The 13,609-nt window shown below is 71.3% G+C and carries 9 protein-coding genes; 4 read left to right on the top strand and 5 right to left on the bottom strand.

Annotation, left to right across the window (positions count from 1 at the left end; genetic code table 11):
• Positions 1-66 precede the first annotated feature (66 nt).
• On the top strand, positions 67-2,790 hold the full coding sequence (locus JQX13_RS17215; protein ID WP_203410084.1) for a M1 family metallopeptidase: 2,724 nt from the start codon (positions 67-69) through the stop codon (positions 2,788-2,790).
• Between the two features lie 21 nt (positions 2,791-2,811).
• On the opposite strand, the gene JQX13_RS17210 is transcribed toward JQX13_RS17215, so the two are convergent.
• Complete coding sequence (locus JQX13_RS17210) at positions 2,812-5,991, bottom strand: ATP-binding protein (protein ID WP_239014798.1); 3,180 nt, start codon at positions 5,989-5,991, stop codon at positions 2,812-2,814.
• A gap of 514 nt (positions 5,992-6,505) precedes the next feature.
• Here JQX13_RS17210 and JQX13_RS17205 point away from each other — a divergent pair.
• Positions 6,506-7,630, top strand: a complete 1,125-nt coding sequence (locus JQX13_RS17205; protein ID WP_203410083.1) for an RCC1 domain-containing protein — start codon at positions 6,506-6,508, stop codon at positions 7,628-7,630.
• Between the two features lie 203 nt (positions 7,631-7,833).
• On the opposite strand, the gene zwf is transcribed toward JQX13_RS17205, so the two are convergent.
• Positions 7,834-9,285 (bottom strand): glucose-6-phosphate dehydrogenase, encoded by a 1,452-nt coding sequence (gene zwf, locus JQX13_RS17200; RefSeq protein ID WP_203410082.1) that lies wholly within the window; start codon positions 9,283-9,285, stop codon positions 7,834-7,836.
• A gap of 3 nt (positions 9,286-9,288) precedes the next feature.
• On the bottom strand, positions 9,289-9,810 hold the full coding sequence (locus JQX13_RS17195; protein ID WP_239014797.1) for a hypothetical protein: 522 nt from the start codon (positions 9,808-9,810) through the stop codon (positions 9,289-9,291).
• 172 nt (positions 9,811-9,982) lie between these two features.
• On the opposite strand from JQX13_RS17195, the gene JQX13_RS17190 reads away from it, so the two are divergent.
• Positions 9,983-11,668: a glycoside hydrolase family 15 protein gene (locus JQX13_RS17190; protein ID WP_203410081.1), complete on the top strand. Its 1,686-nt coding sequence runs from the start codon at positions 9,983-9,985 to the stop codon at positions 11,666-11,668.
• A gap of 19 nt (positions 11,669-11,687) precedes the next feature.
• On the opposite strand, the gene JQX13_RS17185 is transcribed toward JQX13_RS17190, so the two are convergent.
• Both JQX13_RS17185 and JQX13_RS17180 read right to left on the bottom strand, forming a co-directional pair.
• On the bottom strand, positions 11,688-12,215 hold the full coding sequence (locus JQX13_RS17185; RefSeq protein WP_203410080.1) for a hypothetical protein: 528 nt from the start codon (positions 12,213-12,215) through the stop codon (positions 11,688-11,690).
• A 37-nt stretch (positions 12,216-12,252) separates the two neighbouring features.
• Positions 12,253-13,023, bottom strand: a complete 771-nt coding sequence (locus tag JQX13_RS17180; RefSeq protein ID WP_203410079.1) for an SDR family NAD(P)-dependent oxidoreductase — start codon at positions 13,021-13,023, stop codon at positions 12,253-12,255.
• A gap of 213 nt (positions 13,024-13,236) precedes the next feature.
• Here JQX13_RS17180 and JQX13_RS17175 point away from each other — a divergent pair, with 213 nt between their 5' ends.
• On the top strand, positions 13,237-13,560 hold the full coding sequence (locus tag JQX13_RS17175) for a hypothetical protein (protein ID WP_203410078.1): 324 nt from the start codon (positions 13,237-13,239) through the stop codon (positions 13,558-13,560).
• The last annotated feature ends 49 nt before the right edge of the window (positions 13,561-13,609 follow it).

Genomic DNA, 13,609 nt, shown 5'->3' with positions numbered 1-13,609 from the left:
GGGTAGAGCAGGAGACTCCAAAAACGGCTTCTTCACTCGGGCGCAAACCTCCTAGCCTCGCGCACCATGCGCTGGCTACTCGTCGTTCTCGTCGCACTCGTTTCCTTCCGCTGTACCCATGCGCCCGAGGCCCCACCGGCCTCCGGGGCGCCCTCGTCCGAGGCCACCGCTCCCGCGTGGCCCGAGCCCCAGCCCCCACAACTGCGCCTGCCCGACTCCGTGCGGCCGGTGCGCTACGCGCTGGACCTGACGCTCCTCCCCGCCGAGCCCACCTACGCCGGCATCGTCACCATCGACGTGGACGTGCGTGAGCCCGTGCACCAGGTGTGGCTGCACGCGCAGGACCTCCAGATAACCCACGCAAGCGTCCTCACCGGAGGCCGCACATTGGAGGCCCGGGCCGTCACCGCCACGGAGGGCCGCCTCGGGCTGCTGCTCCCGGAGACGCTCGGCGCCGGACAGGCCCAGCTCACCCTCGCCTTCATCGGACGCGCGGACCGCGAGCGCAGCCAGGGCCTCTACGCCGTGGAGGAGGGCGGCGAGTCCTATCTCTACACCTTCTTCGAGCCCATCGACGCGCGGCGCGCCTTCCCCTGCTTCGACGAGCCGGGCTTCAAGGTGCCCTGGCGCCTGCGTTTCACGGTGAAGCAGGAGCACGTGGCGCTCGCCAACCACGCCGTCGTCTCCGAGGAGCCGCTGCCCGGGGGCCTCAAGCGCGTCACCTTCGCCGAGAGCCGCCCGATGCCGAGCTACCTCGTGGCCTTCGTGGTGGGCCCCTTCGACCTCGTGGACGGCGGCCCCATCGGGCGCGCCCATGTCCCGCTGCGCTTCATCGTCCCTCGCGGCCGGGGCGCCGAGACGGCCTACGCGGCCCGTGTCACCCCGCGCATCATCACGCTGCTCGAGGACTTCTTCGACCAGACCTACCCCTACGAGAAGCTCGACGTGGCGGTGGTCCCCCGCTTCTGGGGCACCATGGAGCACCCCGGCATCGTCGCGCTCGGCCAGCCCCTCACCCTCATCCCCCCGGGCGAGGAGACGCCGCAGCGCCGCAAGTCCTACGCGAACATCGCCATCCACGAACTGGGCCACTACTGGTTCGGCGACGTCGTCACCTGCCAGTGGTGGGACGACATCTGGCTCAACGAGTCCCTCACCTCGTGGCTGGACCAGAAGATCACCGACCGGCTCGAGCCGGGCTGGCTCTTCGAGCTGGAGGGCCGCTCCAACTCCGCCGCGTTCGCGTTCGAGACGGACTCGCTCACCACCTCGCCGCCCGTGCGCAAGCCCATCACCACCAACGACGACATCATCGGCTCCTTCGACAATGGCACCACCTACGCCAAGGGCGCCGCGCTGCTCACCATGCTCGAGGGCTGGCTCGGCCGGGAGGGCGTCCGCGGCATGCTGCGCACGTGGGTGCGCGAGCACGCCTGGGGCGTGGCCACCTCGGAGGACTTCCTCGCCACGATGAGCGCTTCGCTCGGGCCCGACGCGGCCCGCGTCTTCCGCGGCTACATCGACCAGCCGGGTGTGCCCCGCGTCTCCGCCAGCGCGCAGTGCGAGGCGGGCAAGGCTCCGCGGCTGAAGCTCTCCCAGGAGCGCTACCTCCCCGCGGGCTCCGGTGGCTCCACCGCGCGGACGTGGAGCATCCCCGTATGCGTACGCGCCGGCAGGGGCAAGGACGTCACGCGCGCCTGCACGCTGCTCACCGGAACCACGGGTGAGCTGGAGCTGCCCCTCCCGGGCTGCCCCTCGTGGTTCCTCCTCAACGCGGACGGCACGGGCTACTACCGCGTGGGCTACTCGCGCGAGCAGCTCGCCGGGCTGATCTCCGCTCCCCGGGGGACGCTGACGACCGCGGAGCAGCTGGCCTTCCTGGCCGACGTGAAGGCCGCCGTGGACCGGGGGGATCTGCCGCTCGGCGAGGCCCTGAAGCTCGTCCCCGCCACCGCCGCGGACCCCCACCGCCTCGTTGTCCAGAGCGGCATCCGATTCGTCACCGGCATCCACCGGGAGTTGCTCCCCGAGGAAGACCGTCAGCGCTACCTGGCGTGGCTCCGTGAGCTCTACGGCCCCCGCGCGCGGGCCCTGGGCTGGACCCCCAGGCCGGGCGAGAGCGATGACGTGAAGCAGGTACGCAACCTGCTCGTCGGTTACGTCGCCTCGAAGGGGGAAGCGGCGCTGAGCCGGGAGGCGGACCGGCTCGCCCGGGCGTGGCTCGCGGACCGCAAGTCCGTGAACCCGGAGACCGTCTGGATGGCCCTGCGTGTGGCGGCGGGCAACGGAGACCGCGCCCTCTTCGACACGATGCTCGCCCAGGCCCGCGCGACGAAGGACCGCAACGAGCGCTCCAGGTTGCTCGCCACGCTGGGTGCCTTCCGCGACCCGGCCCTCGTGAAGGAGGCGCTCGCGCTGGTGACCGGAGACGCGTTCGACGTGCGCGACACGAGCGCCATCCTCCGCACCGCCTTCTCCACCCCCGAGTCGCGTGCCCTGGCGTGGGACTTCTACAAGCAGCACTTCGACCAGCTCGCCGGCAAGCTGCGCTCCGACGAGCTCAACGGGCTCATCGAGATGGTGGGAGAGCTGTGCGACGAGAATCGGCGCGCCGAGGCCGAGGCCCTGCTGACGCCCCGCGTGGCGAACATCGAGGGAGGACCGCGCTCCCTCTCCCGCGCCCTCGAGTCCATCCGGCTGTGCATCGAAGCGGATCGCCGCCACCAGCCGGGCGTGCGGGAGTTCCTCCGCGCTCGTGGCAAGGCGGGGAAGAAGATGGCGTCACCCTGAGCCGCCGGCGGGGGCAGCCGCTCACGCCTGGGCGGTGTCCCCACCAGCGCCGAGCACGCGCCGGCCGAGCACCCGGAGCGCCTCGCGCAGATCGGACGAAGCAGCCTCCGCCGGAGCGCTCCGCGCCCGCTCCACGCGCCGCCGCGCCTCCTCGAGCGCCCGCCGCTCCGCCTCGCCGCCCGGAGTGGCCCTCGCGGCCTCGGCCAGGTCCAGCGAGGCCCGCAGCAGCGAGGAGAGCTCGCGCAGGACGGCGTCGCCCATGAGCTCGGGCGTCACCTCCAACGACGCGAACCCCTCCCGAGCGGCCGGGAGCTCTCCGAGCGCCGCCTGCACCGAGGCCAGGTGCGCGGTGAAGCGCAGCGCGTGCCAGCGCGACACCCTGTCCAACAGGGAGATGGCTTCCACCAGGCAGGTGCGCGCCGCCTCCCGCGCCCCGAGCGCCACCAGGGCCCGGCCGAGCTCTCCGCGAGAGACGCCCTCCAGGATGCGCATGCCGAGCTGCTGGCCCATGCGCACGGTGGCCTCCAGGTGCTCGCGCGCCTCCGCGGCCCGGCCCGCGTCCAGCAGGAAGCAGCCCAGGTTCACCCGTGCCAGCGCCTGTCCCGCGCGATCTCCCACGCGCGAGGCCTTCTCCATGGCCTCCTCCAGCAGGACCACCGCTTCCGCCGTGCTCCCACTCTCGCCAATCGCCAGGGCGTAGTTGGTGAGGAAGCCCACCTCGAAGGCCACGTCTCCCACGGCGCGGAACAGCTCCAGCGCCGCGCGCAGGTGGGGCAGTGCCGCCCCGGCCCCGCGCCGCCCCAGCTCGAGGATCCCCAGGTTCCCCACCGCGTACGCGTCCAGCCACCGGTCGCCCGCCGAGGGGAGCTCCTGCGCCTCCTGCACCAACTCCCAGGCCATGCCCACGTCTCCCTCGTCACGAGCCACGATGCCCAGGTCCACCAGGACGCGCTTCTCCCGGTCCACCGCGCCCAGCTCGCCGAAGGCGGAGCGGGCCGCCTCCAGGTCCCTCCAGGCGGAGGAGAGATGGCCCGCGCCATGGTGCGTCCGGCCCCGCACCGCGAGCGCCTCGGCCCGCAGCAGCGGCTCCACCGCGACGGTGGATGACAGCTCCAGCGCCTTGTCCAACCGCGGCAGGGTGATGCCCACGGGACCCCGCGCCGTCACGTCCGGCTCCAGCGCCACCAGCGCGCCCAGGGCCCGCTCCAGGGAGCCCTCGGTGGCGGGCACCACCGCCAGCGCGTTGTCACACGCCGCCAGCAGGTTCTCCCGCTCCAGCGCGAGCCGGCGGAAGGCCAGCTCCCCCCCCTCGCCTCGCATCCGCGCGCTCAGCCGGCGGGCCAGCGCCAGGTAGCAGCTCGCGTGGCGCGCCGACAGGATGGCGCCCTCGCCCCGCTCCGCCAGCCGCGAGGACGCGTACTGCCGGATGCTCTCGTACAGGCCCAGCCGCAGCTCCCCGGGGAGCCCCTCGGGCGCGTAGGCCCGCAGCAGCGACTTCGAGCGCAGCGATTGGATGATCTCCATCACGTCCGGCCCGCCGGGAGGGAACATGAGCACCGACTCGGCCGCTTCCAGGGTGAAGCCGCCCCGGAACACCGAGCACTGCGCGAGCGCCGCCCGCTCCGCGGGCTCCAGCAGGTTCCACGACCAGTCGATGGCGCCCCACAGCGTGCTCTGCCGCGCCGAGCCGTCGCGCCGCCCTCCGCGCAGCAGATCGAAGCGGCGGGACAGCCGCTCTTGAATCTGCCCCACGCCCAGCAGGTTGGTGCGCGCCGCCGCGAGCTCGATGGCCAGGGGAATTCCATCCAGCTTGCGGACGATGTCCGCCACCAGCGGCGCCTCCGCGGCCGCCAGCTCGAAGCTTCCCCGCACCGCTCGAGCCCGCTGGACGAACAGGCGGACCGCGTCGCAACACTCCAGCCGCACCGGGCGCGTCTCGCCCTCCTCCGGCACCTCCAGCGGCTCCAGGTCGACCACCCGCTCCTCCGGGAGCAGCAGCGCCTCGCGCGAGGTGACGAGGAAGCGCGCCCGGGGCGCCAGCTCCCTCCAGCGGCCCAGCGTGGCGGGCATGTGCTGGATGACGTGCTCCACGTTGTCGAGGATGACCAGCACGTCACCGCGTCCGGCCAGGGCGCGCCCCAGTCGCTCCGCGGGGTCGCCGTCCTCCCCGGCCCGGTTGAGCGCGACGCCCAGCGACTGGCCGACGGCGTGGCAGATGTCGCCCACCGTCGCCGCGTCCGTGAGCTCGCACATCCACACCCCGCCCTCCCACGTGCACGCCCCCATCTCCAGGTTGCCGAAGCGCGTGGCCAGCCGGCTCTTCCCCATGCCTCCGGGCCCCAGCAGGGTGACGAGTCGCGCGCCCTCGGAGAAACCGCGCCGCAGCGCCGTCAGCTCCTCCTGCCGCCCGATGAGCTCTCCCGTCTCGCCCGGGACATGGCCCCGCCGCACCCGCTGCACCCGGAGCGCCTCGAACCGCCGCTCCGCCAACTCCGCGGGCAGCACCTCCACCAGCGACACGGCCTCGTCGATGCCCTTGAGATGGAACTCGCCCAGGGCACGCACCACGGGCTGGCCCAACGCCGCCATCGCCCCCTCGACCTGCGTCCAGGCCGGCCCGCTCACCAGCACCTGCCCGCCATGACCCGCCGCTGCCACGCGTACCGTTACGTTCACCATCCTGCCGAAGTAGTCCACCCGCTCCGTGCGCGCGTCGACGCGACACTCGGGCTCGCCCAGGTGCACGCCCATGCGCACCCGCAGGCCGCGGTGCACCAGCCCGCCGGGAGCCTCCACCTCCGCCGCGTCCAACTCGGCGAGGAGCTCCTCCGGCCAGGGCGCGTGCATCAGCGCCCGTTGCACCTCCAGGCACCAGCGCACGGCATCCACCGCCGACGCGAAGGCCACCATGAAGGAGTCCCCCTGCGTCTTCACCTCGTAGCCATCGTGCTCCGGCAGCAGCGAGCGCAACACCTGCTCATGGATGTCCAGCGCCACCCGCATGCCGGCGCTGCACCGCTCCCACAGCCGCGTGGAGCCCTGCACGTCCGTGACGACGAGCGCGATCGTTCCAGTGGGGGCCGTGACGCCAGAGGAACGCCGCCGCGCGGTCTCCCCGAGGCCAGGACTCCCGGTGCTGCTGACCCGTGAGAACATGCGCAGGACACTCCCCATCTCCCGCTCTCCCTCTCCTGCGCTCATGATGTTCGCACACCCGTGATTTAGCGCCTCCCGAGATGAAAATCCGTGCACCAACACACGGATGAACCTTCTCGAGAATCGAGAGCCGGACTCTCACCCACACGCACGCGCAACCCTCGGCTCATCGCACACCGGACGCGCATCCGACATGGTGTGCGGAACGCCATGCCGCAACCCGGCACCCGATGTCTGTGCCGCGAAAGCGACAATCCACTGACGGGATTCGTCACCCCTGGCGCGATTCGTCACGTCGTGAGCAGTGGAGAGGAGCGCAAGTGCGCGCAATCCGGAGCACGGGTCCAAAGCGAGACATGGGCATGACACCTGCTAGGGGGAGCCCGGCCCGGCATCCGTAAGGAAAAACCCAGACGAGAAAGAGACGGGTGTGATGGGAGCAACGCGAACGCGTGGCGGAGTCGGTGTGATGAGACTCCTCCTGTCGGTATGGCTGGTGGTGTGGAGCGGTCAGGCGCTGGCGGGTGAGACCCGAAGCCGCTCTATGAGAAATGGAGACATGGCCCGGCGGGTCGCGGCGGGTCACCAGCACTCGCTGGCGGTGGACGAGGACGGCGGTGTGTGGGTCTGGGGCATGAACACCTCGGGCCAGCTAAGCAATGGACAGAACGAGACCTACTCCACGCCCGTGCGGTTGCCGGAGCTCACCGGCGTCGTGGCCATCACGACACACGATGAGCATTCCCTGGCGTTGCGCGCGGATGGCACCGTGTGGGCCTGGGGCACCAATCGCTACCTCCAGCTCGGCGTCGACGACCTGTTCACCGACGTGCGCGAAGAGCCCGCCCCGATTCCGGGACTCACGGGGGTCGTGTCCATCTCGGCCGGTTACTTTCACGCGGTGGCGGCGCGCCAGGACGGCTCCGTGTGGACCTGGGGACTCGTGAGCAAGCGCGGGGAGACGAACTACTATTTCCCCGGAACCACTCCCGTCCAGGTGCCGGGGCTCTCGGATGCGGTGAGGGTGACGGCCAGCGCCTGGACGGCATCCTCCCTGGCGCTGCGCCGGGACGGGACCCTCTGGGGCTGGGGCAGCAACGCCTCCGGCCAGCTCGGCAATGGGACGACGCTCTCCCAGGACTACCCGGTCCAGGTCGTCGGGATGGAGCAGGTGGTGGCCGTGTCGGCGAGCGTCCAGCACTCGCTGGCACTGCGCGAGGATGGGACGCTCTGGGCCTGGGGCAGCAACGCCGCGGGCAAGCTCGGCACGGGAACGGATCGCCGGCTCGCTCCCGTCCGCGTGCTGGGCCCCGCGAACACGGTGAGCGTCTCGGCCGGCGCCAGCCACTCGCTGGCGCTGCACGGCGAGGGCACCGTGTGGGCCTGGGGCAACAACGCCCGCGGCCAGCTCGGGGATGGGACCACCGGGACCCATGCCACGCCCATTCAGGTGCAAGGCCTCTCGGATGTCGTGGCCCTTTCGGCGGGTTCCGTGCACGCGGTGGCGGTGAGCGAGGATGGCTCCATGCGGAGCTGGGGTGACAACACCTCCTCGCAGATTGGCGATGGGGTGTCGGTCATCCAGCCCACGCCGAGCCGTGTACTGCTGCCCTGCCGCCTCACGGGCGGGCATTCACACGAGCACCTCGCGGGCGGATCGCGGCACTGCCACGCGCAGCCGTAATCACTCCTGACTCCGGGGGCGGGGCCGGCGGCTCCGCCCCGCGCCCACCGTACGAGGCCCGCCGTCTCAGACGTCGGCGCGCCGGTGCATCACGCTCCGGACCATGAGCGCGCCCGCCATGATGGAGATGTCGCGGCCGAGGATCTCCACGCCCACCACGATGCCCAGCGCCCACGGCACGGCCGCGCGAACGGCTCCTGGCGTCAATGCATGGCGGCCGGCTCGAGTCCGCCCCCGGGCTCCTCGGGATGAGCCTCCCGGGGGCGCTCCACCTCCGGGGAACCCTGCACGGGGCGCCAGGCACCATGGGGGGCGATGAGGGCATCGGCCTCGGGAGGGCCCCAGGTTCCGGGCTCGTACTCATGAAGCGGCGTGGCGCTGCCCACGATGGGGTCCACCACCCGCCACGCCTCCTCGACGCTCTCCTGACGCGCGAAGAGCGAGACGTCGCCGCGCAAGGCATCCCCGAGCAGCCGCTCGTAGGGCTTCATCGTCCTGCCCGCGTTCTGGAGGGCCACCAACTCCACGTCCTCGCCCGTCATGGAGCCACCGGGCCGCTTGGCGCGCGCGCCGATGGAGATGCGCACGTCGGGGCCGAGCCGGAAGCGCACGAAGTTGGGGGATGCCAGGGGAGCGTCCTCGAAGATGGGGTGGGGCGGGTGCTCGAGCTCCACGAAGACCTCGGTGGCGTTGGTGGGCAGGCGCTTGCCCGTGCGGATGTAGAAGGGCACCTCCGCCCACCGCCACGAGTCGATGAACAGCCGCACCGCGGCGAACGTCTCCACCTGGGAGGTGGGGGACACGCCGCGCTCCATCCGGTAGCCGCGGAACTGCCCGCGCACCACGCTGGCCGGCTCCAACGAGCGCATGGCCTTGAAGACACGGGCCTTCTCGTCGCGCAGGCGCTCCGGCTCCGCGCGGAAGGGCGCGTCCATGGTCAGCAGGCCCACCACCTGCAACAGGTGGTTCTGCAACACATCGCGGAGGGCTCCGACCTCCTCGTAGAAGGCGCCGCGTCCCTGGACGCCGAAGCGCTCGGCCAGCGTCACCTGCACGCTGCGCACGTGGTGCCGGTTCCAGATGGGCTCGAGGAAGACATTGGCGAAGCGGAAGAAGAGCAGGTTCTGCACCGGCTCCTTCCCCAGGAAGTGATCGATGCGGAAGATGGAGGACTCGGGCAGCACGCGGTGCAGCGTCTCGTTGAGCGCGCGCGCCGAGGCCAGGTCCCTCCCGAAGGGCTTCTCCACCACCACCCGCGCCCCAGCCAGGCAACTGGACCGGGCCAACCCCTCCACCACCATGCCGAAGAGGCTCGGCGGAATGGCCAGGTAGTGCAGCGGGCGCGAGGCACCACCGAGCGCTTCGCGGACCCGGTCGAAGGTGCTCGGGTCGCGGTAGTCCCCGTCCACGTAGCGCAGCAACTGACACAGACGCTGGAAGTCGTCCGCGTCGTACTCGCCATAGGCCTGGAGGCTGTCGCGCGCCCGCTCGCGCAGCTGCTCCAACCCCCAGCCCGCCTTGGCCACACCGATGATGGGGACGGACAACCGCTCACGGCACACCAACGCCTGGAGCGCGGGAAATATCTGCTTGTACGCGAGGTCTCCGGTGGCGCCGAAGAAGACGAGGGCATCCGAGACGGGTACGTCGGCCATGGCTCACGCACCTCCCTTCTTCTCCATGTGGCCGCCGAACTGGAAACGCATGGCGGACAGCACCCTGTCGGCGAAGTCCCCCTCGCCCCGGCTGGTGAAGCGCTCGAAGAGGGCGCTCGCGAGTACCGGAGCGGGCACCGCCTCGTCGATAGCCGCCGCCCGCGTCCACCGGCCCTCGCCGGAGTCGGAGACCTGGCCGGAGAACTCGCGCAGCTCGGGACTGCCGCGCAGGGCCTGGGCGGTGAGGTCCAACAGCCACGAGCCGATGACGCTGCCACGCCGCCACGGCTCGGCCACCTCGGGCAGGTCGAACTCGTACTGGTACTTCTCGGGGTTGCGCAGCGGCGCCGTCTCCGCGTCGGTGTCGCGCCGGTGCAGGCCCACGTCCGAGTGGCGCAGGATGTTGAGCCCCTCGGCATGGGCCGCCATGAGGCCGTACTCGATGCCGCAGCGATGCCCCGCCCTGAGTAGTTGGCGCACCATGGCGGCTCCCATGCAGCCCAGCCCGCTCATTCCCAGCTCCATTCCCTTCGTGCCTCCCTGCCCTCAACCTGTGCACCATGCGAGCGGCACGGCAGCACGAGGCGCACCCGAGGCATGCTGAAACCCGCGTGCCCCCGGCGAGGGACGGAACGGCCGAGCGACCGCGGATCGCCCGCTTGCCCCCATGTGCCCGGCTCCCCACCTTGCGAGGGTCATGTCCCGGCCCATCGAGGATTACGCACTCATCGGAGACACGCAGACGGCCGCCCTGGTGAGCCGGGAGGGCTCCATCGACTGGCTGTGCCTGCCCCGCTTCGATTCGGGCGCGTGCTTCGCGGCGCTGCTCGGGGAACCGGAACACGGCCGCTGGCTGCTGGCGCCAGCGGGAGGCACGCCGTCCCGGGTGCGGCGGCGCTACCGCGAGGACAGCCTCGTGCTGGAGACGGAGCTCACCATCCGCTTCGATTACGGCTCGGTGGTGCCCTGGGTGACGAAGAATGGCGCGGAGCTCCAGGCGGTGGCGGGCCCGGACGCGCTCAGCCTCTACACCCCCATCCGACTGCACGGCCACCACCTCACCACGGTGGCGGACTTCACCGTGTCCGAGGGCCAGCGCATTCCCTTCGTCCTGCGCTGGCACCCCTCCAACGAGCCGCCGCCCGCGCCCCTCGACGCCCTGACGGCCGTGGCGGACACCGAGGCGTGGTGGCGGGAGTGGTTCGGCCACTGCACCTACCAGGGCCCCTGGCGCGAGCCCGTGCGGACCTCGCTCATGGCCCTCAAGGCCCTCACCTACGCGCCGACCGGCGGCATCGTGGCGGCGGCCACCACGTCGCTGCCCGAGCGGCTCGGAGGCATACGCAACTGGGACTACCGCTTCTGCTGGCTGCGGGACGCCACCTTCACCCTGTATGCCCTGCTGCTCAGCGGCTTCCGCGAGGAGGCCGTGGCCTGGCGCGACTGGCTGATGCGCTCCGTGGCGGGAGACCCCGCGAAGATTCAAATCATGTACGGCGTCGCGGGCGAGCGCCGCCTCACCGAGCTCCCCCTGGACTGGCTGCCGGGGTACGAGCACTCGCGTCCGGTGCGCACGGGCAACTCCGCCGTCACCCAGTTCCAACTCGACGTCTTCGGTGAGCTGACGGACGCGCTCTACCAGGCGCGCCGCGCCGGGATTCCCGGGGACCTGCGCGCGTGGAACATGACACGGGCGCTGATGGACTTCCTGGAGTCCGGGTGGAAACTACCGGACGAAGGACTGTGGGAGATGCGAGGCCCTCGGCGGCACTTCACCCACTCGAAGATGATGGCGTGGGTGGCCTTCGATCGCGCGGTGCGGGCCGTGGAGCACCTGGGAAGGGAGGGACCCGTGGAGCGCTGGCGGGCCATCCGCGACACCATCCACGCGGAGCTCTGCGAGCGGGCCTGGGACTCGCGGCGAGGAGCCTTCGTGCAGTCCTACGACTCGCCGAACCTGGACGCGAGCCTGCTGCTGATGCCGATGGTGGGCTTCCTGCCGCACTCGGACCCGAGGGTGATGGGGACGGTGCGCGCCATCGAGCGGGATTTGATGAAGGACGGCCTCGTGCGGCGCTACCACACCCACGAGACGGAGGATGGATTGCCACCGGGCGAGGGAGCCTTCCTCGCCTGCTCGTTCTGGCTCGCGGACAACTATGTCCTGCAGGGCCGCCTGGAGGAGGCGAGGGGTCTCTTCCAGCACCTGCTGGAGTTGCGCAATGACGTGGGTCTGCTGGCCGAGGAGTACGATCCCATGGCGAAGCGCCAGCTGGGCAACTTCCCACAGGCGTTCTCGCACGTGGGGTTGATCAACACGGCCTTCAACCTCACCGAGCATCTCATCAGCCCGGCCATCTACCGACGAGGCAACGGGGAGTAGCCCCGGCCCCCACCCGGGCTCAGACGCGGAAGGGACCGGAGTTCTGGGGCCAGAGCACCCGGGGTGCCTCGTCCTCGCGAACGATGGCGATGACGGCGCCCTCCAACAGATCCTCGCCCTCGAGCGCCTCGGTGAGGGTGCGCACGGCGATGTCCGGATCCATCACCCAGCAGAAGACATTCATGCGCCCGGGCTGCGTCTCCCCGCCCTCCACCTCGCCGTTGCCCGTCCAGCCCAGCACGTCCGTGGCCAGTTCCTCCACGGCGTGGCGCTTCTCGAAGTCGTGCCCCGTGCCCTTGCCCTGCAACGGGTACTGGATGACGAGCGGCGTCACCGCGTCCGGCTCCGGCTCGTCGTAGCCCTGGTCCACCAGTGGCTCGGCCGCCTGGGCGATGACCATGTCCGGATCCTCGTCGGCGGGGACGGGCTGCACCTTCTCCTCGCCCTGTTCGCCGACGACGCCCCAGTGCACGGTGAGCGTGTCCTCGTGCACCCACGCCTCCCAGTAGTGGAGGGTGTCGCCTTCCTTCTTGTAGAGCTTCAGCACGTGAGCACTCTACACGCCGGACCCGCGCCCGCCCGAGTCAGAAGGCACGGCCCTGTCCACCATCCACCGGCACGGTGGCCCCCGTCACCCAGCGGGCCCGCTCCGAACACAGGAAGACGACCACGTCGGCCACCTCCTCGGGAGTGCCGAAACGGCCCCAGGGCAGCTCCTCGCGCACCATCTTCTCCACCTTCTCCGGCTGCGCCTGCCGCCGCCGGTCCCAACTGCCTCCGGGGAAGAGGATGGAGCCCGGGGCCACCCCGTTGACGCGGATGCGGTGGCGCGCCAGGTCCAGCGCCATCTCCTTGGTGAGCGCGGTGAGGCCCGCCTTGGCCGCCGTGTAGGGCGCGCTGGTGCCGTACTCGCGACCGTAGATGGAGTTGATGTGCACGATACAGCCGCCGCCCCGGGCCTTCATGTGCTCCACCGCGTGCTGGCTGCACCACACGGAGGCCATGAGGTTGCGGTCGACCACGTCCTTCCACTGCGCCGCCGTGGCCACCTCGAAGGAGCCCGCGCCGCCGCTGCCGCCCACGTTGTTGACGAGGATGTCCAACGCGCCGAAGGCCCGCACCGCCGTGTCCACCGCCGCCGCCGCGCCCTCGGGGGTCGCCACGTCGCCCGTCACGGTCGCCACCTCGGCGCCGGACGCGCGGAGCTCCGCCGCCACCGCCTCCAGCCCCTCGGCCCCACGCGCGCTCAGACACACCCGCACGCCCTCGCGAGCCAGCGCCGTGACGATGGCCCGGCCAATGCCCCGGCTGCCGCCAGTGACGAGAGCCGATCTGCCCTTCAGTTCCAGGTCCATGGCGGCACCTTCTACCCTGGCACCCCCTCCCCGCGGCAGTTTCCATCCGCTCCGGGAAGCGCCACGGTCACCAGGGCATGGGGGACGGCGACAGGGCGAATGAGCCCACGCCTCCCGGGCCCCCCCATTTGCGCGCCTTCTCATCCCCCGTGGGATTGCCCGCCCCCCCGTGACGCCTCACGTTTCGCGACGAGGGGGAGAGGAACTCGCGCCATGGTTACCGGAACCCGCCGCCCCAGCACCTACTTCACCACCCGGACACTCGTGGCCTACGTCGTCGCGTACGCCATCTCCGCCGTGGGAGTCGTGCTCGGCTTCGTGTTTTCCTCCGTGCCGTGGCTCGCCTTCGGCTTGTGGCTCGCGGCCAGCCTCACCGTGCTCCTCATCGACCGGGCGGTCGTCGAGCGGACGCCCCGGGGAGGACACGCAGCCGATGGGAACTTCGGCTCCATGTTCCGGGGCAGTCCCGCGGCGCTCACCGTCATCGCCATCATGGCCGTGACCGCGCTGCTCGTCTCCTTCCTCGCTCACGGATAGGAGCCCAGGGCCCGGATACCCTCACCCCGACCCTCTCCCAGAGGGAGAG

It is taken from the genome of Archangium violaceum, assembly GCF_016859125.1.
GTDB classification, from domain to species: domain Bacteria; phylum Myxococcota; class Myxococcia; order Myxococcales; family Myxococcaceae; genus Archangium; species Archangium violaceum_A.
Note: the sequence above shows the minus strand (reverse complement) of the source record. Positions and strands in the feature narration are given on the sequence as shown.

Excerpts from the sequence above, each read along its gene's own strand:
- JQX13_RS17195 (WP_239014797.1), bottom strand. The coding sequence starts at position 9,810 with ATGGAGCTGGGAATGAGCGGGCTGGGCTGCATGGGAGCCGCCATGGTG.
- JQX13_RS17175 (WP_203410078.1), top strand. The coding sequence starts at position 13,237 with ATGGTTACCGGAACCCGCCGCCCCAGCACCTACTTCACCACCCGGACA.
- zwf (WP_203410082.1), bottom strand. The coding sequence starts at position 9,285 with ATGGCCGACGTACCCGTCTCGGATGCCCTCGTCTTCTTCGGCGCCACC.
- JQX13_RS17205 (WP_203410083.1), top strand. The coding sequence starts at position 6,506 with ATGGCCCGGCGGGTCGCGGCGGGTCACCAGCACTCGCTGGCGGTGGAC.
- JQX13_RS17210 (WP_239014798.1), bottom strand. The coding sequence starts at position 5,991 with ATGAGCGCAGGAGAGGGAGAGCGGGAGATGGGGAGTGTCCTGCGCATG.
- JQX13_RS17190 (WP_203410081.1), top strand. The coding sequence starts at position 9,983 with ATGTCCCGGCCCATCGAGGATTACGCACTCATCGGAGACACGCAGACG.
- JQX13_RS17215 (WP_203410084.1), top strand. The coding sequence starts at position 67 with ATGCGCTGGCTACTCGTCGTTCTCGTCGCACTCGTTTCCTTCCGCTGT.
- JQX13_RS17180 (WP_203410079.1), bottom strand. The coding sequence starts at position 13,023 with ATGGACCTGGAACTGAAGGGCAGATCGGCTCTCGTCACTGGCGGCAGC.